Origin of the sequence: Agromyces bracchium (genome assembly GCF_009709675.1) — a bacterium.
GTDB lineage: Bacteria > Actinomycetota > Actinomycetes > Actinomycetales > Microbacteriaceae > Agromyces > Agromyces bracchium.
In genome coordinates this window covers 1-19,266 of the sequence record NZ_WMLB01000041.1, presented here as the reverse complement: position 1 = coordinate 19,266, position 19,266 = coordinate 1, and the positions used below count along the sequence as shown (strand labels likewise).

Here is a 19,266-nt window from a genome sequence, read left to right as displayed (position 1 = left end):
CGGCCGTCGGCGTTCCCGGGCTGCGTGCGCGGGGCGGTCGGCACCGCCACCACGAGCGGCCCGCTCGCGTCAACGGACGCCGCCGCGAAACATCCGAGCCCTACGATGGCCGGAGGCTCACCGTTGGGGGATGCATGCACAGTTGGCCCGGTTCCACCTACCCGCTCGGCGCGACGTTCGACGGGAACGGCACGAACTTCGCGCTGTTCAGCGAGGTCGCCGAGAAGGTCGAACTCTGCCTGTTCGACAACCGGCGTCGCGAGAAGCGGGTCGAGCTGATCGACGTCGACGCCTACATCTGGCACGCCTACCTGCCGCAGGTGCAGCCCGGCCAGCGGTACGGCTACCGGGTGCACGGGCCCAACGACCCCGCCAGGGGCCTGCGCTGCAACCCGAACAAGCTGCTCCTCGACCCGTATGCGAAGGCCGTCGACGGCGCGCTCGACTGGAACCAGTCGCTCTTCGGCTACCCGTTCGGCGAGCCCGATGGCCGCAACGACCAGAACTCGTCGAAGAGCATGATGCTCGGCGTCGTCACCAACCCGTTCTTCGACTGGACGGGCGACCGACATCCGCGCACGCCGTACGCCGCGTCGTTCATCTACGAGGCGCACGTGAAGGGGCTGACCGAGACGCTGCCCGGCGTGCCCGAGGAGATCCGGGGCACCTACGCGGGCATCGGTCATCCGGTCGTGATCGAGCACCTGAGGAAGCTCGGCGTCACGGCGATCGAGCTCATGCCGGTGCACCAGTTCGTCGACGACGGCACCCTGCAGGAGAAGGGACTGTCGAACTACTGGGGCTACAACACGATCGCGTTCTTCGCGCCGCACAACGTGTACGCATCGACCGGGCAGCGCGGCGAGCAGGTGCAGGAGTTCAAGGCCATGGTGAAGGCCCTCCACGTCGCGGGCATCGAGGTCATCCTCGACGTCGTCTACAACCACACGGCCGAGGGCAACCACCTCGGGCCGACGCTCTCGATGCGCGGCATCGACAACGCCGCGTACTACCGCCTCGTCGACGACGACAAGCGGTTCTACATGGACTACACGGGCACGGGCAACTCGCTGAACGTCGGCAACCCGCACGCGCTGCAGCTCATCATGGACTCGCTCCGGTACTGGGTGCTCGAGATGCACGTCGACGGGTTCCGCTTCGACCTCGCGTCGACGCTCGCGCGCGAGTTCTACGAGGTCGACAAGCTGTCGACGTTCTTCGAGCTCGTGCAGCAGGACCCGGTCGTGTCACAGGTGAAGCTCATCGCCGAGCCGTGGGACGTCGGGCCCGGCGGCTACCAGGTCGGCAACTTCCCGCCCCAGTGGACGGAGTGGAACGGCAAGTACCGCGACACCGTCCGCGACTTCTGGCGCGGCGAGCCGGCGACGCTCGGCGAGTTCGCGTCGCGCTTCACGGGTTCGGCCGACCTCTACGAGCACTCGGGGCGGCGTCCGGTCGCATCCATCAACTTCGTCACCGCGCACGACGGCTTCACCCTGCGCGACCTCGTCTCGTACAACGAGAAGCACAACGACGCGAACGGCGAGGACGGCAAGGACGGCGAATCGCACAACCGCTCGTACAACCTCGGCGTCGAGGGGCCGACCGACGACCCCGAGGTCCTGACGCTCCGGGCCAGACAGCAGCGGAACTTCATCGCGACCCTGCTGCTCTCGCAGGGCGTGCCGATGCTCTCGCACGGCGACGAGCTCGGGCGCACGCAGCAGGGCAACAACAACGTCTACGCGCAGGACAGCGAGCTCAGCTGGATCGACTGGGAGCACGCCGACCAGCCGCTCGTCGAGTTCACGGCCGCGGTCGCGAAGCTCCGTGCCGAGCACCCGACGTTCCGCCGGAGCCGCTTCTTCGACGGCCGACCGGTGCGCCAGCCCGAGGGCGGCCCGGTGCCCGACATCGTCTGGCTGCGGCCCGACGGCTCGGTCATGGCCCCGGAGGACTGGGACGCGGGCTTCGGCAAGGCGATCGGCGTGTTCCTCAACGGCGAGGGCATCCGCGAGCGGGACCGCCGCGGGGAGCGCATCGTCGACCGGCACTTCATCGTGCTCTTCAACGCCCACGACGACACGGTCGAGTTCACGATCCCGGAGCACGAGCTCTCGCCCGAGTGGGAGGTGCTCATCGACACGGCGGGTCGCCGCGCCGACAGTGCGCCGATCCAGCCGGGCGAGGTGATCGCGCTCGAGCAGCGCTCGCTCGTGGTGCTCCGCCAGCACGACCCGACGCCGGAAGAGGTCGACCACTCGGTCGCCGCGTCGCTGTCGGCGATGGTCGCGGCCGCGAAGGAGGAGGCGCCAGCGCCGAAGACGGAGGCGGGCAAGTGACGGATGCCGCGGGGCGGGCGCAGCGCGAGCCGGCCGGTCGCGGGCCGGCCGCCCGCGAACCGAGGTCGACGTACCGGCTCCAGGTCAGGCCGTCGTTCGACCTGCACGATGCGGCATCCGTCGTCGACTACCTCGACGCGCTCGGCGTCGACTGGCTCTACCTCTCGCCGATCCTGCCGTCGCGCGCCGGCTCCGACCACGGGTACGACGTCGTCGCGCACGACCGGGTCGACGCGGCCCGCGGCGGGGAGGCGGGCCTCGCGGCGGTGGCGGATGCCGCGCACGGCGCCGGTCGCGGCATCCTCGTCGACATCGTCCCGAACCACGTGGGCGTGGCGGATGCCGCGCAGAACGCGTGGTGGTGGAGCCTCCTGCAGCTCGGCCCCGACTCCCCGCACGCCGACGCGTTCGACGTCGACTGGGCCCTCACGGGAGGGACGGTGCGCCTGCCGGTGCTCGGCGGCACGGTCGAGGAGGCCGCTGCCGCCGGCGACCTGCGCGTCGAGCACGGCGAACTCCGCTACTTCGACCACCGGTTCCCGCTCGCGCCGGGTTCGGCCGATGACGTCGCCGACGTGCTCGAGGTGCACGCGCGACAGCACTACGAGCTCGTGCACTGGCAGCGGGCCGATGCCGTACTGAACTACCGCCGCTTCTTCGCGGTCAACGAGCTCGCGGGCGTCCGCGTCGAACTGCCGGGTGTCTTCGACGCCACGCACGAGGCGATCGTCGGCTGGATCCGCGACGGCCTCGCCGACGGCCTGCGGGTCGACCACCCCGACGGTCTCGCCCAGCCCGGCGCCTATCTCCGGCGCCTCGCGGAGGAGACAGGCGACGCGTATGTGCTCGTCGAGAAGATCCTCGAAGGCGACGAGCCGCTGCCGCCGCACTGGCGCACCGACGGCACGACCGGCTACGACGCGCTCGCCGACGTCGACCGGGTGCTCGTCGACCCCGATGGCGAGGCGGGCCTCGACGCGCTCGACGCGCGGCTCCGCGCCGAGACCGGCATCGCCGGGCCGACCGACTGGCACGAGCTGATCCACGGCACCAAGCGCGGCATCGCCGACGGGATCCTCCGCAGCGAGGTGCTCCGTCTCGAGCGGATGCTGCCGGAGCCGCGCCTCGCCGGCGCCGCCGACGCGCTCGCCGAGCTGCTCGCGTGCTTTCCGGTCTACCGCTCGTACCTCCCGGCGGGTGCGGAGCACCTCGAGGCGGCCGCGCGCCTCGCGCGCGAGCACCGCCCAGACCTCGCGCCGACGATCGACGCCCTGGTGCCCGTGCTCGGCGACGCCGCGAACCCGGTCGCGGTGCGCTTCCAGCAGACGAGCGGCATGGTCATGGCCAAGGGCGTCGAGGACACGGCCTTCTACCGGTACACGAGGCTCGGCTCGCTCACCGAGGTCGGGGGCGACCCGTCGGAGTTCGCGATCACCGTGGACCGGTTCCACGAACGGCAGGTGCGGCGTCACGCGGAATGGCCGCACTCGATGACCACGCTCTCGACGCACGACACCAAGCGCGGGGAGGACGTGCGGGCGCGCATCGACGCGCTCGCCGAGATCCCCGAACGCTGGTCGATCGAGCTCGACGGGCTCCGCGCGGCGGCCGGATCGACCGGCGACGGCCCGTTCGACGCGCTCCTCTGGCAGGCCTTCGTCGGCGCCTGGCCGATCGAGCGCGAACGCGCGCACGCCTACGCCGACAAGGCCGCGCGCGAGGCATCCGTCTCGACGACCTGGACCGCACCGGATGCCGCGTTCGAGACCCGCATGCACGCGGTGATCGACCGGGCCTACGACGACCCCGCCGTGCGCGACCGCATCGAGTCGTTCGTCGCATGGCTCGCCCCCGCCGGCTGGTCGAACTCGCTGTCGGCGAAGCTGCTGCAGCTCACGATGCCGGGCGTGCCCGACGTGTATCAGGGATCCGAGCTGTGGGAGACGAGCCTCGTCGACCCCGACAACCGGCGGCCCGTCGACTTCGGGCTCCGGCGCCGCATGCTCGCCGACCTCGACGACGCCGCGCGGCTCGGCGAGCTTCCGGCGACGGATGCCACGGGCGCCGCGAAGCTCCTCATCACCTCGCGGGCGCTCCGCGCCCGTCGCGACCACCCCGAGTGGTTCACGCGGTACCGGCCGCTCGAGGTCGTCGGGGAGGCGGCGCGGCACGCGATCGCCTTCGACCGCGGCGGGGCGGTGACGGTCGCGACGCGCCTGCCGGTCGGGCTCGCCGCGCGCGTGGGCGGGGAGCCCGTGGCATCCGCGCCGGCCGGGTCGTGGGGTGACACCGCGGTACTCGTTCCCGGCGGGGCCGTCGTCGACCTGCTCACCGGGCGGCGGCACGGTGACGGGCCGCGCGACGGCGGCAGCGGGGCGCTCGCGCTCGCCGCGGTGCTCGCGACGTATCCGGTCGCGCTGCTCGTCCCCGCGGCATCCGTCCCCGGCGCCCCGAGGCCCGAGGGCGCGAGGGCCCACGACGAGGAGACCACGCGATGACGCCCGAACTCTGGGCCCCGATCCCGACGCGCGTCGCGCTGCGGCGTCCGGGCCGCGCCGACCTGCCGATGCGCCGCGACGACCGCGATCGGTGGCACGCCGACGTCGAGCTCGAACCCGGCGACGAGTACGGCTTCGTGCTCGACGACGACCACCGGGCGCTGCCCGACCCGCGGTCGCTGCGGCAGCCGCTTGGCGTGCACGAGCTCAGCGCGGCGTTCGACCTCTGCGCGCACGAGTGGGCGGATGCCGCCTGGACCGGCCGGCAGCTGGCGGGCGGCTCGGTGTACGAGCTGCACATCGGTACCTGGACCCCCGACGGCACGCTCGACTCGGCGATCGAGCGCCTCGACCACCTCGTCGAGCTGGGCATCGACTTCGTCGAGCTGCTGCCCGTCAACGCGTTCAACGGCACGCACAACTGGGGGTACGACGGCGTGCTCTGGTACGCCGTGCACGAGGCGTACGGCGGCCCGGCCGCCTATCAGCGCTTCGTCGACGCGTGCCACGCGCACGGGCTCGCGGTGATCCAGGACGTGGTGTACAACCACCTCGGGCCGAGCGGCAATTACCTGCCGCGCTTCGGGCCGTACCTGCGCACGGCCGAGCGCAACACGTGGGGCGACTCGGTGAACCTCGACGAGCCCGAGGTGCGCCGTTACATCGTCGAGAACGCGATGATGTGGCTGCGCGACTTCCACGTCGACGGGCTGCGGCTCGACGCAGTGCATGCCCTGCGCGACCGGTCGGAGCGGCACATCCTCCGCGAGCTCGTCGAGCACGCCGACGCCCTCTCGGCGCACCTCGGCCGTCCGCTCTCGCTCATCGCCGAGTCCGACCTCAACGACCCGACGCTCATCCTGCCGCGCGAGTCGGGCGGCTACGGCCTCACCGCGCAGTGGAGCGACGACCACCACCACGCGATGCACGTCGCCCTCACGGGCGAGACGGCCGGGTACTACGCCGACTTCGCGCCGCTCGACGCGCTCGTGAAGACGACGACGCGCGGGTTCTTCCACGACGGCACGTACTCGTCGTTCCGCGGGCGCGACCACGGGCACCCGATCGACGTCGTGGTGCCGACCTGGCGGCTCGTGACGTTCACGCAGGACCACGACCAGGTCGGCAACCGTGCCGCCGGAGACCGCCTCTCGCCGGCGCTCGGCGAGGCCCGGCTCGCGATCGCCGCCGTGCTGAACCTCACGACCCCGTTCACGCCCATGCTGTTCATGGGCGAGGAATGGGCGGCCGCGACGCCGTGGCAGTTCTTCACGTCGCATCCTGAGCCCGAGCTCGGCCGCGCGACCGCCGAGGGTCGCATCGCCGAGTTCGCCCGCATGGGCTGGGACGAGTCGCTCGTGCCCGACCCGCAGGACCCGGAGACGTTCCGGCGCTCCAAGCTCGACTGGTCGGAGCCGGCGCAGGCGGACGGCGTGCACGCGCGCCTGCTCGGCCTCCACCGGCGGCTGCTCGCCCTCCGCCGCGCACGTCCCGAGTTCACCGACCCCGCGTTCGAGCACACGACGGCCTGGGCGGATGACTCGGCGGGGCGGTTCCGGATGGATCGCGGTGCCCCCGATGCCCACGAGCGGGTCGTGGTGCTCGCGAACCTCGGCGCCTCACCGTGGTCGCTCGAACTCGACGGTCCCGCCGAGGTGCTGCTCGCGACCGACCCCGCGCTCGCCGCCGCCGGGACGCCCGACCGCATGCTCGAACTCCCGCCCGAGACGGCCGCGATCCTCGCCGTCGCGCACGGATCGTAGGCTGGGCGCGTGAGCATCCCGCAGCACCGCGCCGACCTGGTCCGCCAGGCGGTGGACCGGTTCGCCCAGCTCGAGCGGGCGCTCGACGCCCTCGACGGCGTCGCGCTCCCCGCGCGTGACGAGCCGATGACGGATGCCGCCGCGCCCGAGCCGCGCGACCGCGACGCGGTCGACGTCGTCAACCACCTGCACGCCTGGCATGTGCTGCTGCTCGGCTGGCTCACGGCCGACGCCGCCGGCGAGGCGCCCGCGTATCCGGCCGACGGGTACACCTGGCGCGACCTCGACCGGCTGAACCGCGACCTGCGCGACCGGTACCGCGGTGACGGCGACCCGGAGGCCGCGCGCGAGCGCCTGCGCGCGAGCCACGGCTCCGCACTCGCCCGTCTCGACGCGATGTCCGACGCCGAGATCTTCACCGATGGCCGAGCCTGGCTCCGCGGCGCGAGCCTCGCCGAGCCCGCGCACGAGTGCCTCGGCGGGCACTACGCTTGGGCGCTCGGCGCCATCGCGGGACCGCCCGCGTCGGCGGCCGGCTGACCGGCAGCACCAGCGTGGGCTTCCTTCGCGCCCGGATCGCCGTGGTGTCGAGACCTCGTACCATCCTCGGTGTCCCGCCTCAGTGCCGTCCCTGAGGTTCGGCTCTTCTGCGGCCCCCTAGGCTTCGGGCATGTCGACCCGATCCCGATCCGAGCGTGGCCGCCCCGCTCGCCCCGGTACCGCATCCCGTCACCGTGCGCCGGGCCTCCTCGTGCTCGCGCTCGCCGCGGGCATCTCCCTGACCGGGTGCGCCGCCCCGTCGGCAGGACCCGCCGGGCCGACGACGGCTGCGGCGACGCCGACCCCGTCGACGGAGCCCGTCGCCGAGGCGGCCCCGGGATCGGAACCGCCTGTCGCCCGCTACGACCTCGACTGCGACGACCTGGTCCCCGCGACGCTCGTCGGCGACCTGTTCGCCGCACCGGTCGAGCCGACCGACCCGCTCGTGACCGCGTCCTCGGCCGGGATCTCGCTGCCGCGCATGACCTCGATCGTCGCGGTCGGCGGAATGGCGTGCGAGTGGTCGAATGCCGAGCCGTACAACAGCCAGTACGGGTCGAATCCGGCTCACACCGGCCTGCTCGTGACCGTCGTCCCTCCGCAGGCCGGTGGGTGGAGCGACACGGCGGTCCGCTTCGGCATGCCGTCGGCGGGCACCGGCTGCGGCGGGCTGACCTGCACGGCCACGCAGCCGGCGTCGGGCGCCTGGGTCCAAGTACAGGCCACGGATGGCTCGGGCGCGCCGGACCCCACGGCCTTCGGACACGTGGTCGACGCCGCGGTCGCCGCCATCGATGCCGCGAGCCCGGCCGGATCCGCCACCGCTCCGGAGACGGCGATTCCGGACGGCTGCGGCGACCTCGTCTCGGACGAGATCGTCGAGGCGGCGTCAGGTGTCGCCGACGTCGTCGAGTCGCCGCCGGCCGGAGGGTGGAGCGAATGGGCCGAGGCGAAGACCATCGCCGGGGACCTCGGCTGCCGGTGGTTCCGGGCGGACGCCGACGAGATCGTGGCCGGCGCGGACTGGGTGCGCGGCGGGCGGTGGGCCTACGACCGCATCGTCGACGGCGGAGGCCTGGTGCCGGCCGCGTCCGAGGTCGACCTCGGGCTCGTCGCCCCGGACGTCGCCGTCCTCCGATGCGATGACGCGTACGGGACGTGCGCCGTCGACCTCGTGATCGGCGCCGACTGGGTGCAGGTCACCGCCCCGGACGAGTCGGCGGCCGTCGCCGTCGCAACCGAGATCGCCGGCAGGCTGGCGACCTGAGATCTCCTCCGGCCGCCGCGCGTCACCCCGCCTTCTTGGCAGTGCGGCGCTTCGCCGCCGGCTTCTCCTCGGACGATCCTGACTTCGACGACGTCGTGCTTGAGCCCTTCGCGGCCGGCTTCTTCGACGACGAGGTCTTCGACGCCGGCTTCGCCGAGGACGAGGACTTCGCGTCATCCGCCCCGCCGCCGCGCTTCGCGGCGATCGACTGGCGCAGGGCCTCCATGAGGTCGATGACCTCGCCGCCCTCCTCCTCGGGCTGCTCGCCGAACGTGGCCGCGGTGTCGATCGCGTCGCCGTGCTCGAGCTTGGCCTGGATGAGCGTGCGGAGCTCCCTCTGGTACTCGTCGACGAACTGCTCGGGCTCGAAGTCGTTCGAGAGGCTCTCGATGAGCTGCTTCGAGAGGTCGAGCTCCTTCGACGTGATCTTCGCCGGTTCGTCGAGGGCCGGGAAGTTCGCCGCGCGGACCTCGTCGCTCCAGAGGAGCGTCTGGACCATGAGCACATCGCCGAAGACGCGGAGCGCGGCCAGCCGCGTCTTCTGGCGCAGCGCCATCCGCACGACCGCGGTGCGGTCGGTCGACTCGAGCGCCTCGCGCAGCAGCACGTACGCCTTGTTCGACGCCGAGTCGGGCTCGAGGTAGTAGCTGCGGTCGAACATGATCGGGTCGATCTGGTCGGTCGGCACGAACTCGACGACCTCGATCTCGCGGCTGCGTTCGGCGGGCAGTGACTTCAGGTCCTCGTCGGTGATGATGACCGTGCGTTCGCCGTCGTCGTACGCCTTGTCGATGTGCTGGTACGGCACGACCTCGCCGTCGATCTCGCACACGCGCTGGTAGCGGATCCGCCCGCCGTCCGCGTCGTGCACCTGGTGCAGGGACACGTCGTGGTCCTCGGTGGCGCTGTACAGCTTGACGGGCACGTTGACGAGGCCGAACGTGACCGCCCCCTTCCACACGGCTCGCATGCCCCCAGTACACACCCCGCCCGGCTGGAGCGATACCCCTTGCCGCGCTCGGGCGGGCAGGATGGGGGCATGGCGCAGGGCCCCGCGCAGCTGGTCGACGTCGACGGACGTCGGCTCCGGCTGACGAGCCTCGAGAAGGTCATGTACCCGGAGGCCGGGATGACCAAGGGCGAGATGATCGCCTACTACGCCGAGATCGCGCCCGTGATGCTGCCGCACGTCGCGGGTCGGCCGATCACGCGCAAGCGCTGGGTGAACGGGGTCGGCACCCCGAGCCATCCGGAGCAGGCCTTCTTCGAGAAGAACCTCGAGCACGCGCCCGAGTGGATCCGTCGCGGCGTGCAGCACCACACCGACGGCGACAAGACGTACCCGATCGCCGACAGCCGTGCGACCCTCGTCTGGCTCGCCCAGATGGGTGCCATCGAACTGCACGTGCCGCAGTGGCGCTTCGACGCGTCGGGCACGCCCGCGAACCCCGACCGCATGGTGTTCGACCTCGACCCGGGCGAGGGCGTCGGCCTCGCCGAGTGCGCCGAAGTGGCCCGGATGGTCCGCGACATCCTGCACCCGATCGGACTCGACCCCGTGCCGGTGACGAGTGGCAGCAAGGGCATCCACCTGTATGCGCCGCTCGACGGCGCGCAGACCTCCGAGCAGGTGTCGGCCGTCGCGCACGAGCTCGCGCGCGCGCTCGAGGCCGACCACCCCGACCTCGTGGTGTCGAGCATGCGGAAGACGCTCCGCGGCGGCAAGGTGCTCATCGACTGGAGCCAGAACAACGGCAAGAAGACCACGATCGCGCCGTACTCGCTGCGCGGGCGGTTCCGGCCGACGGTCGCGGCCCCGCGCACGTGGGAGGAGCTCGAGGATCCGGACCTCCGCCAGCTCGAGGCCGACGAGGTGGTCGCGATCGTCGCCGAGCGCGGCGATCCGATGCTCGAGGTGACCGGGGCATCCGCCGACGGGCCGCTCAGCACCTACCTCTCGATGCGCACGCCCGGCTCGACGCCCGAGCCGATGCCCGACTCGTCGTGGGGCGTCGCCGACGACGGCGACCCGCGCTTCGTGATCCAGGAGCACCACGCGCGGCGCCTGCACTTCGACCTGCGGCTCGAGCGCGACGGCGTGCTGAAGAGCTGGGCGGTGCCGAAGGGCGTGCCGGATGACACGGGCACCAACCACCTCGCCGTCCAGACCGAGGACCACCCGATGCAGTACCTCGTCTTCGAGGGCACGATTCCCGACGGCCAGTACGGCGCCGGGGGGATGACGGTGTGGGACACGGGCACCTACGAGACCGAGAAGTGGCGCGACGACGAGGTCATCTTCACGCTGCACGGCCGGGTCGGCGGGCCGCTCGGTCGCGTGCGCCTCGCGCTGATCCGGACGCAGGGCGACGGCGAGAAGAGCCAGTGGCTGCTGCACCGCATGAAGGAGCAGCGCGGCGGTGCCGCCAGTGCGAGCGGGGCGGATGCCGCGGCCGCGCCGGCCACGACGGCGGCGACGGGCGGCGCGGGCTCGCGGGCCGCGGCATCCGCTCGCTCGGCGACGCCCTCGGCGCGCACGGCGCACTCGGGCTCGACCGGTCTCCGGCGCGACCCCGTGCCGAAGCCGATGCTCGCCGTGCCCGGCACCCCGGGGCTCGTCGGCGGCGACGACTGGGCGATCGAGTGGAAGTGGGACGGCATCCGCGTGGTCGCGCGCGTGGAGGACGGCGTCGCACGGCTCGTCAGCCGGAACGGGATCGACCAGACGGCGACGTATCCGGAACTCGCGGGGCTCGCGTCCGCGCTCCGCGCGGACGCCGTCGTCGACGGCGAGATCGTCGCGCTCGACGAGCGGGGCCGCCCCGACTTCGGGCTGCTGCAGCGGCGGATGAACCTCGGGAAGCCGCGCGAGATCGCCGCGGCCGCGGCATCCGTCCCGGTCGGGCTGCACCTGTTCGACGTGCTCGAGGTGGCGGGCACCCCCACGGTCGATGAGCCGTACGATCGGCGGCGCGAGCGGCTCGAACGCCTCGTGCGACCGCACGCGGACGCACCTGTCAGCGTGCCGCCGATCGTCGAGCTCGGCGCGGAGGACGCGCTCGAGGAGGCCCGCCGGCTCGGCCTCGAGGGGATCGTCGCGAAGCGGCGCGGCTCGCGGTACTCGCCGGGCGTCCGGAGCGACGACTGGGTCAAGGTCAAGCTCTCGCGGACGCAGGAGGTGGTCATCGGCGGCTATCGGATGGGTTCGGGCACCCGGACCGGGCGCATCCGCTCGCTGCTCGTCGGCGTGCCGACGGCCGACGGGCTGCGCTACGCGGGCCGCGTCGGCTCCGGCCTGCGCGAACGCGAGACCGAGCGACTGCAGGGAGTGCTCGACGGGATGGCGTGGGACACCTCGCCGTTCATCGAGGTCCCGGAGGCGGATGCGGCGGACGCCGTGTGGGTGCGGCCCGAGGTCGTCGGGGAGATCGAGTTCGGTGAGTGGACGCGGACGGGCGTGGCGCGGCATCCGCGCTGGCGGGGTCTCAGGCCGGACAAGGCAGCGCGCGATGTGCGACTCGAGGCCGGGCCGGACCCGGGGGACACCGACGCGCACCACGCGTGAATGAATCGAACGGATGATTTCGCCGACACCCGGACGGGGGTTAGTGTTCAGCCGTGGGAACCCTGTATTACGGCGACGCCGGCACGCCGATCGAGATCGACGACCGAGCTCTCGCCCACCTGAAGATCGCCATCACGACGAAGCTCCGCCGCAACGAGAGCTTCACCCTGTCCTGGCGCCACGTCGACGGCCAGACTCGCGGACGCAGCTCGCTGTGGCTGCATCCCGCGATCCCGCTCCGGTTCGTCTTCGAGACGCCCGAGGCGCCCGAACTCGACCGCGAGTGGATCGAGGATCTCATGCGCGGCGCGAACTCGGGCGGCGGCATCGTGCTCGACCTCGAGCACGCGGCCGCGCAGAAGCCGACCGGACCGAAGCCCGTCGAAGCGGCATAGGCCGCGCTTCCGCGCGGCCGGACTCAGCGTCGCCGGAACTCGCCCGCAGCAGGGCAGTCGAACGGGTCGCGTGCCGAGAGGCCGACCCGGTTCAGGTACCTGACCACGATGCCGTACGAGTTCAGCAGGGTCGTCTCGGTGTACGGGATGCCGATCGAGCGGCAGTGCTCCCGGACGATCTCCCGCGCACGGCCGAGGTGCGGTCGGGGCATGCTCGGGAAGAGGTGGTGCTCGACCTGGTGGTTCAGGCCGCCCATGAGCGCGCCGGTCCAGCGACCCGTGATGTTGCGGCTCGTCAGCACCTGCTTGCTCAGGAAGTCGAGTTTCGCGTCGGCGGGCACGATCGGCATGCCCTTGTGGTTCGGCGCGAAGGATGCGCCCATGTACACGCCGAACACGGCGAGCTGCACCCCGAGGAACGCGAACGCCATGCCGAGCGGCAGGAACCAGAACACGACGGCGACGTAGGCGCCGAGGCGCACCACGATGAGCGTGAGCTCCAGGGCCCTCCCGGGGATCGCGCGGCGCTCGAACAGCGACCGGATCGACGTGACGTGCAGGTTGAGGCCCTCGAGGAGCAGCAGAGGGAAGAAGAGCCAGCCCTGTCGGCGCGTGATCCACGCGATGAGCCCGCGCTGCCGGGCCGCCGACTCCTCGGTGAACGAGATGGTGTCGAACTCGATGTCCGGGTCCTTGCCGATGCGGTTCGGGTTCGCGTGGTGCCGCGTGTGCTTCGTCATCCACCACTGGTAGCTGATGCCGACCATGGCCGTCGCGACGAGGCGTCCGACGCGGTCGTTGGCCCGACCCGACGAGAGCACCGCGCGATGCGACGCCTCATGGGCGAAGAAGGCGAACTGCGTGAAGATGATCCCGAGCGCCGCGGCGATGAGCAGCTGGTACCAGGTGTCGCCGAGCAGGACGAAGCCCGTGACGGCGCCCCCCAGGGCGAGCACGAGCCCGCCGACCAGCAGCGAGTAGAAGATCGGCGTCCGGCGCAGCAGTCCGCTCTCCTTGATGACCTGCGACAGGGCCGCGTAGCTCTGGGTGACGCCGGGGCGATCGCCGCGGGGCTTCGTGGTTCGGAGCGCACCGAGGTGCGGTGCAGGGATGAGTGATGCGCTGATGATCCGGCCCGTCGTCGTCGACTTCCCAGCCGGTGTCTCGCGGGCGTCCGCCCGCAGTGGATAGGGCAAGCGTATGGCCGTGTATGTACCGCTCGACGCACATGTGGAGGATCCCCAGCAGACGCACGGCCCGCGCACGGATCAGTCGAGGTCGTCCACGAGCAGTTGCAGCAGCGCGCGCTCGCGCCCGCCCCGCAGCCCCACCAGGCGGCCGTGCTCGTACGCCTCGACGACCCGCGGGTCGACGTAGCTCGCCTTCGCGATCGCGGGCGTGTTGCCGAGCACCTCGCTCGCGCGCACGATGGCCTCGCGGACGGCCGCCGCCCGAGCCCGGGCCGTCGAGGCGGTACCGAGCTCTGCGAGCCGGTCGGCCGCCGCGATCGTGCCGCGCAGCGTCCGGAAGTCCTTCGCCGTGAAGTCGCCGCCCGTCCGCGAGCGGATGTCCTCGTTGACGTCGACCGGACCGAGCGGCCGCATGCGTCGCCCCTCCGTGAACGCGTAGAGCCGCGAGGCGGGGGAGCGTCCCGACATCCCCTCCACGAACGTCGCCAGCGCCGCATCCTGGAGCACGAGCTCCTGCGCGATGCCGCCCTTCGCGCGGAACCGCAGCTTGACGGCGTCGGCCCCCTCCAGCCGGGCGTTCCGCACGAGCAGCGTCGTCAGTCCGCGACTGCGTGCCTGCGCGAGCGACTCCTCGGAGCCGATGCGGATGGCGCCGAGGTCGAGGGTGCGGAAGGCCGCGGCGAGCACGCGCTCGCGCAGCAGTTCGTCGAGCTCGAGATCGCGTCGGACGCCGCGCCGGGCGCCGGGGAGCACCTCCGCGAGCGCCGCCATGCGCGCGAACTTCTCCGCGTCCTGCCGCTCGCGCCAGACCGGGTGGTACAGGTACTGCCGGCGGCCCGCCGCGTCGAGGCCGACGGCGAGGATGTGCGCGTTCGGCGCCTCGGCGATCCACACGTCGGTCCAGGCCGGCGGGATCGCGAGGTCCGCGATCCGGTTCCGGTCGGCGCGGTCGGCGGGCGAGCCGTCGGCGTGGCCATAGGTGAAGCCGCGGCCGCTGCGTCGGCGCGTCAGGCCGGGCGACGCGTACGGTTCGACGCGTCGCAGCCGCGGCATCCGTCGCCCCTCAGTGGTTGCGGAGGGCGTCGATGAGCTCGCCCTTCCGCTTGTCGCTGTAGCCCGTCAGGCCGAGCTCCTTTGCGCGCTTCTTCAGCTCGGGCACGGTCCAGTCGTCGTAGCTGCCGGACTCGCCGCCCTTCCTGCCGACCGCCGTGCGGCCCCGTCCTGCGGCCGCGTTCGAGATCCGGGCGGCCTTCTCTTTGGAGGCACCGTCGTCGCGGAGCTCCTCGTACAGTTCCGGGTCCTTCAGCGAGTTCTGTCCTCGTCGGGTGCCAGGCATGTCGGTTCTCCTTCCTTCCGTGCGGGGCGTGTCGCCGGTCAGAGGGGCTTTCCCCCGGTGACCGGCAGGATCGCGCCCGAGGTGAACGACGCGTCGTCCGACGCGAGGTACACGTAGGCGCCCGCGAGCTCCGCCGGCTGCCCGGCGCGTCCCAGTGGCGTGTCCTGGCCGAACTTCGGCAGCTTGTCGGGCCATCCGGTCGACGGGATCAGCGGCGTCCAGATCGGCCCGGGCGCGACAGAATTGACGCGGATGCCTCGCGGCCCGAGTTCCTCGGCCAGCGCCTTCGTGAACGCCACGAGCGCCGCCTTCGTCATCGCGTAGTCGACGAGGCGGGATGACGGGTCGAAGCCCTGGATCGACGAGGTGGTGATGATCGACGAGCCGGCGTCCATCCGCGGCACGGCCGCCCGAGCGAGGAACACGCTCGAGTAGAGGTTCACGTGCATGACCTCGTCGAAGTCGTCGGTCGGCACCTCGTCGATGCCGCCGCGGTCGCGCTGGTGGGCGGCGTTCAGCACCAGCAGGTCGATGCCACCGAAGGAATCGCACGTCTGGTCGACGAGGTCGGCGCAGTGCTGCTCGTCGACGAGGTCGCCGGGGAGGAGTTCGACGCGCCGTTCGGCATCGCGAACCCAGTACGCGGTCTCGTCGGCATCCTCCTGCTCGGAGGACAGGTACGAGATCGCGACGTCCGCTCCCTCCCTGGCGAACGCGATCGCCACGGCCCGGCCGATCCCCGAGTCGCCGCCGGTGATGAGCGCCCTCCGGCCGGCGAGGCGGCCCGAGCCGCGGTAGCTGTACTCGCCGTGGTCGGGTTGCGGCGTCATGCGCGGCGTCAGGCCGGGCGGGAACTGCTCCTGCTGCGGGAACGGCTCCGTGGTGTGCTTGGTGGTCGGATCGACCAGGTGGTCATGCACCGGGGCCTCCTCGTTCGGGTGTCCGTCCCGTCACGCTACGCGCGCGCGAGAGATGGGCCGAGGGGGTTGACGGGCACGGACCGAGGTGGGCGGGGGCGGGGTAGCCTCGTGCGCATGGGAACGCTGTACTACGGCAACGCCGGTACGCCGATCGGGATCGAGGACCGGGCGCTGGCGCATCTGCAGGTCGCGGTGGTCACGAAGCTCCGGCGAGGCGAGTCGTTCACGGTGTCGTGGCAGCACCCCGAGGAGCAACCCGATGGGCGGAGCACGCTCTGGCTCCACCCGAACATCCCGCTGCGATTCGTCTTCGACGACCCCGAACCACCCGAGCTCAGCCGATCCTTCCTCGAGGAGCTCATGCGGAGCGCCAACTCCACCGGTGGCATCATGCTCGTGCCAGAGCATCTCGACCCCGAGGAGGGCACCGCCGCCGGCGGCGGCGGGCCCGACCCCGCTGGCGGCTAGGGGCGGAGGTCGGGGTCCTCGCCGATGATTCCGACACCACGGGACTCGACGAACTCCTTGAACCTCCGGAGGTCGTGCTCGACCTGCCGGTCGTCGAAGCCGAGCGCGGCGCCCGCCTTCTCCACGAAGCCCTCCGGCTCCCACTCGAGCGTGACGTCGACGCGCGTGCGGTCGGCGGCGATCGGTCGGAACTCGACCCGCCCGCGGTGGTCGACCTCGGCCGTGGTGCTGTGCCAGGCGACGTGTTCGTCGGGGACCTGGTCGGTGATGTCGGCGTCGAACTCGCGGGTCGCCCCGCCCACCGACACCACCCAGTGGGTCGTCGCCTTGTCGACCTGGCGGATCGAGTCCACGCCGCTCATGAACTGCGGGAACGTCTCGAACCGGGTCCACTGGTCGTACGCCGTGCGAATCGGGACGCCCACCTCGATATCAGCGGTCACGGTCGTGCTCATGGCGATCTCCCTTCCGTCGTGACGACGCGCGGAGGCGCGCCGAGCGGCCACCGTACGCACGGGAGCGGCGGGCGGGCGAGGGGTTGCCGCCTCAGCGAGGGGCTGTTATCCCGCCGGTGACGAGCGCCGGCCGAGGCCGGGCCGGAACCGGCACCGGGCAGGGGTCGGGCTCACTCGAAGTCGAACGGCTCGTTCTCCTCCGGCTCGGGCACGTTCTGCAGGCCGACGGTGCTGTTCGCGGAGAGCAGCATCTGCTCGATCCACAGCCGGTTGAGCTTCGGGGGGCGGTTGCCGCTGAACACGAACTGCAGCGGCACCGACTCGTGCAGCCAGAGCGTCGTGCGGCCGCTGCCGTGCTCGATGCCGTGCTCCCAGGTCATGGCGAAGCTCTCGGACCGGCGCAGCTTGTTGATGATCGCGACGCGCAGGTGCGCGAGCGTGCGGTCCTCGATCTCGATCTCACGGTTCGAGGAGTTGTAGATCAGCTTGCCCATGGCGGAATGCTAGTGCCGGTCGAGGGACCCGGGATCATCGGCTTCCGATGGTGGATAGGCTCGGATCCAAGTGGGAGCCGATCGTCCGTTTCCGTGCCTGCGAGTGCCGCGGACGGCGACGCGCCCGGGCGGACGCGCTCGATTGGCGTGCGGGCGCGACGTGGGATAGAGTAACCGGGTTGCCTGATGAGCCGAGAGGTTCCGGGCGACATCCCATGCGCCCGTAGCTCAATGGATAGAGCATCTGACTACGGATCAGAAGGTTGGGGGTTCGAGTCCCTCCGGGCGCGCAGAGCGAAGCCCCGGTATCCCGCAGAACAGTGCGGGTCCGGGGCTTCTTCCGTCGTGGGCGCCCTTCGGGCGATCCCCTCCGGAACCCCTCCGACAAGAGGCAGCGGAAGGGGCCGGCACGTTAACCGACCCCTTCCTGCGCTGGCCTACAGCTCTCGTCAGAGCGGTAGACTTCCAGTGTTGTCACTAACAGGCATGCGCTGCCTGTTTGCCTCCTCTGAGGTTGCGACCCGAGGGAATGCCAGTTCCACCCGGGTCGGGGTAGGGGCGACCCCACCGCGTCCGGCGATTAGAAGAGTTCGCCCCTGGGCGGCGGCCGCGTCGAGCGCATCGGTGCCTTCGCTGTTGCTGGACAGATGTGTGTAGGTGCTGTCCGCGATGTTGTTGCTCGCGTGGCCCATCCACCGGCTCACGTAGCGAATGTCGTACCCGGCTGCCGCTCAAAGGCTCGCGAAGTAGTGCCCGAGGTCGTGCCCCGTCATCCCTTCGATGCCGAGCCGGGCCAGCACCGATCAAACGTGCCCTTGTTCGATCGGCCATGGGGTTCGCCCGATGTTGGCAAACATTCGCCGTCGCTCAACCGGTTCGTTGTTCATGTGAGACTGGCGACGATGAGCAGGGGTGTCCCTAGGCGAGTAGGGCTTGTCGGCGCAGCGTGTCTGGTCGCACCGCGCGCGGGCCGCTCGACGGAAAGCCTCCGCATTATCGGCAGCACCATCACCGAATCGCCAGCCCAGCGGGGCCTTTTGCCGACCGCTCTCGTACTCGGGTCTGTCCAGTGGACAGGAGTAGCGCTGCGAACCCGCTTCGAGCGGATCGGTTCTCGTCATTCGATCGACGCTTCTGCCACAATTTCAGTGATCATGGAGGGGGTCGAAGTGAGTCGCTGGCCACACGTTGCTGGGATCCTTGAACGATCTGCATCGATACTGAACAACCTCATCGGAATTGGCGTCTTCGCGACCGGCCTTGCCATCGCCGCTCTTGCGTGGTTTCCTTCTGCCTCGCCTACCGCTCAGGTAATCCTGATTTCCGTCGGCTCCGTCCTTGTCGGCGTCGGCGTCGGCCTCGTCATCGCCTTCGTGCGCCTCCGCAGGAACGATGATCCTGGATATCGGTGGATTTCTGTCGATCAAGTCTATGAACTTGCCGAAGACAATCCGCGCGTACAGCGAATGGTGACGACGAACCGAGTCCAAGCGACTCGGGACAACGTTCTCTGGTTCACGGATCGAACTCAGTGGACAGGAGCCATCCAGCCCAGATTCTCGCTCCTCAGTCCCAGTCAGTCGCTGATGCTCAGCCCGGCAACCTTCGAAAAGTGGCGACACTATGTTGTCCACTTCCACGAGCCGCTCAAGAAGGGGCAAGTCGCGGACATAGTGCTCCAAGCGAACTTCCTCAATTTCACAGTCCCGGACGAAATGCACTACACCTCGAAGACGCCATCCGCCCCAGTGCGAGATGGAATCGCGTTGCACTTGCGTCTCGGGAAGAATGCTCCCCAGAGCATCGAAAGCTACGGAGCTGGAGCCTACGCGCCAGGAATAGGAAACAGTACGAAACTCGCGGACCTTATGCCTGTCTTGGATCGCGCATCAGGCATTGCGACTTTGAGGATCAAGCGCCCGCGAGTTGGTGTGAGGTACCAGTTGAGTGTTCGCCTCCGATTGAGTGACGACACCACGAATCTAGGCTGGAACTCCACAACTTCGCCGTGGGCGGCTGTCGACCCCAACAAG

16 protein-coding genes and 1 tRNA gene are annotated in these 19,266 nt (G+C 70.9%); 10 read left to right on the top strand and 7 right to left on the bottom strand.

The window, feature by feature from the left end; genetic code table 11:
- Positions 1-134: 134 nt before the first annotated feature.
- The 5 genes from glgX (at position 135) to GJ743_RS16830 (ending at position 8,410) form a co-directional block, all read left to right on the top strand.
- A complete protein-coding gene (glgX, locus tag GJ743_RS16850; RefSeq protein ID WP_155053070.1) occupies positions 135-2,342 on the top strand; it encodes a glycogen debranching protein GlgX in 2,208 nt (735 codons plus the stop codon).
- Complete coding sequence (treY, locus tag GJ743_RS16845) at positions 2,339-4,840, top strand: malto-oligosyltrehalose synthase (RefSeq protein WP_328289295.1); 2,502 nt, start codon at positions 2,339-2,341, stop codon at positions 4,838-4,840. Before glgX ends, treY begins: the two co-directional genes overlap by 4 nt.
- Positions 4,837-6,603: a malto-oligosyltrehalose trehalohydrolase gene (gene treZ / locus GJ743_RS16840; protein ID WP_155053069.1), complete on the top strand. Its 1,767-nt coding sequence runs from the start codon at positions 4,837-4,839 to the stop codon at positions 6,601-6,603. Before treY ends, treZ begins: the two co-directional genes overlap by 4 nt.
- A 9-nt stretch (positions 6,604-6,612) precedes the next feature.
- Positions 6,613-7,143 (top strand): ClbS/DfsB family four-helix bundle protein, encoded by a 531-nt coding sequence (locus tag GJ743_RS16835; RefSeq protein ID WP_155053068.1) that lies wholly within the window; start codon positions 6,613-6,615, stop codon positions 7,141-7,143.
- Positions 7,144-7,273: 130 nt separating this feature from the next.
- Positions 7,274-8,410 carry a hypothetical protein gene (locus GJ743_RS16830; RefSeq protein ID WP_155053067.1) on the top strand — a complete coding sequence of 379 codons (1,137 nt, stop codon included), beginning with the start codon at positions 7,274-7,276 and terminating at the stop codon, positions 8,408-8,410.
- A 22-nt stretch (positions 8,411-8,432) separates the two neighbouring features.
- On the opposite strand, the gene ku is transcribed toward GJ743_RS16830, so the two are convergent.
- Positions 8,433-9,380 carry a non-homologous end joining protein Ku gene (gene ku, locus GJ743_RS16825; protein WP_155053066.1) on the bottom strand — a complete coding sequence of 316 codons (948 nt, stop codon included), beginning with the start codon at positions 9,378-9,380 and terminating at the stop codon, positions 8,433-8,435.
- Between the two features lie 69 nt (positions 9,381-9,449).
- On the opposite strand from ku, the gene GJ743_RS16820 reads away from it, so the two are divergent.
- Together GJ743_RS16820 and GJ743_RS16815 are read left to right on the top strand one after the other, a co-directional pair.
- A complete protein-coding gene (locus tag GJ743_RS16820) occupies positions 9,450-11,975 on the top strand; it encodes an ATP-dependent DNA ligase (protein WP_155053065.1) in 2,526 nt (841 codons plus the stop codon).
- 53 nt (positions 11,976-12,028) lie between these two features.
- The gene (locus tag GJ743_RS16815; RefSeq protein ID WP_328289294.1) at positions 12,029-12,370 is read left to right on the top strand and encodes a DUF7882 family protein; all 342 of its coding nucleotides are present in this window, start codon (positions 12,029-12,031) and stop codon (positions 12,368-12,370) included.
- A gap of 23 nt (positions 12,371-12,393) precedes the next feature.
- On the opposite strand, the gene GJ743_RS16810 is transcribed toward GJ743_RS16815, so the two are convergent.
- From GJ743_RS16810 to GJ743_RS16795, 4 genes are all read right to left on the bottom strand, one after another.
- The gene (locus GJ743_RS16810; protein ID WP_328289303.1) at positions 12,394-13,482 is read right to left on the bottom strand and encodes a fatty acid desaturase family protein; all 1,089 of its coding nucleotides are present in this window, start codon (positions 13,480-13,482) and stop codon (positions 12,394-12,396) included.
- Between the two features lie 156 nt (positions 13,483-13,638).
- Positions 13,639-14,613 carry a DNA topoisomerase IB gene (locus GJ743_RS16805; protein ID WP_155053064.1) on the bottom strand — a complete coding sequence of 325 codons (975 nt, stop codon included), beginning with the start codon at positions 14,611-14,613 and terminating at the stop codon, positions 13,639-13,641.
- A gap of 10 nt (positions 14,614-14,623) precedes the next feature.
- Positions 14,624-14,896: a DUF7218 family protein gene (locus GJ743_RS16800; protein WP_155053063.1), complete on the bottom strand. Its 273-nt coding sequence runs from the start codon at positions 14,894-14,896 to the stop codon at positions 14,624-14,626.
- Positions 14,897-14,934: 38 nt separating this feature from the next.
- Positions 14,935-15,816: an SDR family oxidoreductase gene (locus tag GJ743_RS16795; protein ID WP_328289293.1), complete on the bottom strand. Its 882-nt coding sequence runs from the start codon at positions 15,814-15,816 to the stop codon at positions 14,935-14,937.
- 114 nt (positions 15,817-15,930) lie between these two features.
- On the opposite strand from GJ743_RS16795, the gene GJ743_RS16790 reads away from it, so the two are divergent.
- The gene (locus tag GJ743_RS16790) at positions 15,931-16,284 is read left to right on the top strand and encodes a DUF7882 family protein (RefSeq protein ID WP_155053062.1); all 354 of its coding nucleotides are present in this window, start codon (positions 15,931-15,933) and stop codon (positions 16,282-16,284) included.
- Here the strand turns inward: GJ743_RS16790 and GJ743_RS16785 are convergent.
- A complete protein-coding gene (locus GJ743_RS16785; protein WP_155053061.1) occupies positions 16,281-16,739 on the bottom strand; it encodes an SRPBCC family protein in 459 nt (152 codons plus the stop codon). The genes GJ743_RS16790 and GJ743_RS16785 overlap by 4 nt on opposite strands.
- Positions 16,740-16,909: 170 nt before the next feature.
- Positions 16,910-17,233, bottom strand: a complete 324-nt coding sequence (locus tag GJ743_RS16780; protein WP_155053060.1) for a DUF7882 family protein — start codon at positions 17,231-17,233, stop codon at positions 16,910-16,912.
- Positions 17,234-17,450: 217 nt separating this feature from the next.
- Between GJ743_RS16780 and GJ743_RS16775 the strand changes: the two genes are divergently transcribed.
- Positions 17,451-17,523, top strand: a tRNA-Arg gene (locus tag GJ743_RS16775).
- Positions 17,524-18,387: 864 nt separating this feature from the next.
- The coding region (locus tag GJ743_RS16770) for a hypothetical protein (protein WP_155053059.1) at positions 18,388-19,266 on the top strand (879 nt) is incomplete at its 3' end.

Bases quoted from the DNA above. Each gene is read 5' to 3' on its own strand.
- GJ743_RS16830 (WP_155053067.1), top strand. From the start codon at position 7,274: ATGTCGACCCGATCCCGATCCGAGCGTGGCCGCCCCGCTCGCCCCGGT.
- GJ743_RS16785 (WP_155053061.1), bottom strand. From the start codon at position 16,739: ATGAGCACGACCGTGACCGCTGATATCGAGGTGGGCGTCCCGATTCGC.
- GJ743_RS16780 (WP_155053060.1), bottom strand. From the start codon at position 17,233: ATGGGCAAGCTGATCTACAACTCCTCGAACCGTGAGATCGAGATCGAG.
- GJ743_RS16800 (WP_155053063.1), bottom strand. From the start codon at position 14,896: ATGCCTGGCACCCGACGAGGACAGAACTCGCTGAAGGACCCGGAACTG.
- GJ743_RS16820 (WP_155053065.1), top strand. From the start codon at position 9,450: ATGGCGCAGGGCCCCGCGCAGCTGGTCGACGTCGACGGACGTCGGCTC.
- ku (WP_155053066.1), bottom strand. From the start codon at position 9,380: ATGCGAGCCGTGTGGAAGGGGGCGGTCACGTTCGGCCTCGTCAACGTG.
- glgX (WP_155053070.1), top strand. From the start codon at position 135: ATGCACAGTTGGCCCGGTTCCACCTACCCGCTCGGCGCGACGTTCGAC.
- treZ (WP_155053069.1), top strand. From the start codon at position 4,837: ATGACGCCCGAACTCTGGGCCCCGATCCCGACGCGCGTCGCGCTGCGG.
- GJ743_RS16790 (WP_155053062.1), top strand. From the start codon at position 15,931: ATGGGAACGCTGTACTACGGCAACGCCGGTACGCCGATCGGGATCGAG.
- GJ743_RS16805 (WP_155053064.1), bottom strand. From the start codon at position 14,613: ATGCCGCGGCTGCGACGCGTCGAACCGTACGCGTCGCCCGGCCTGACG.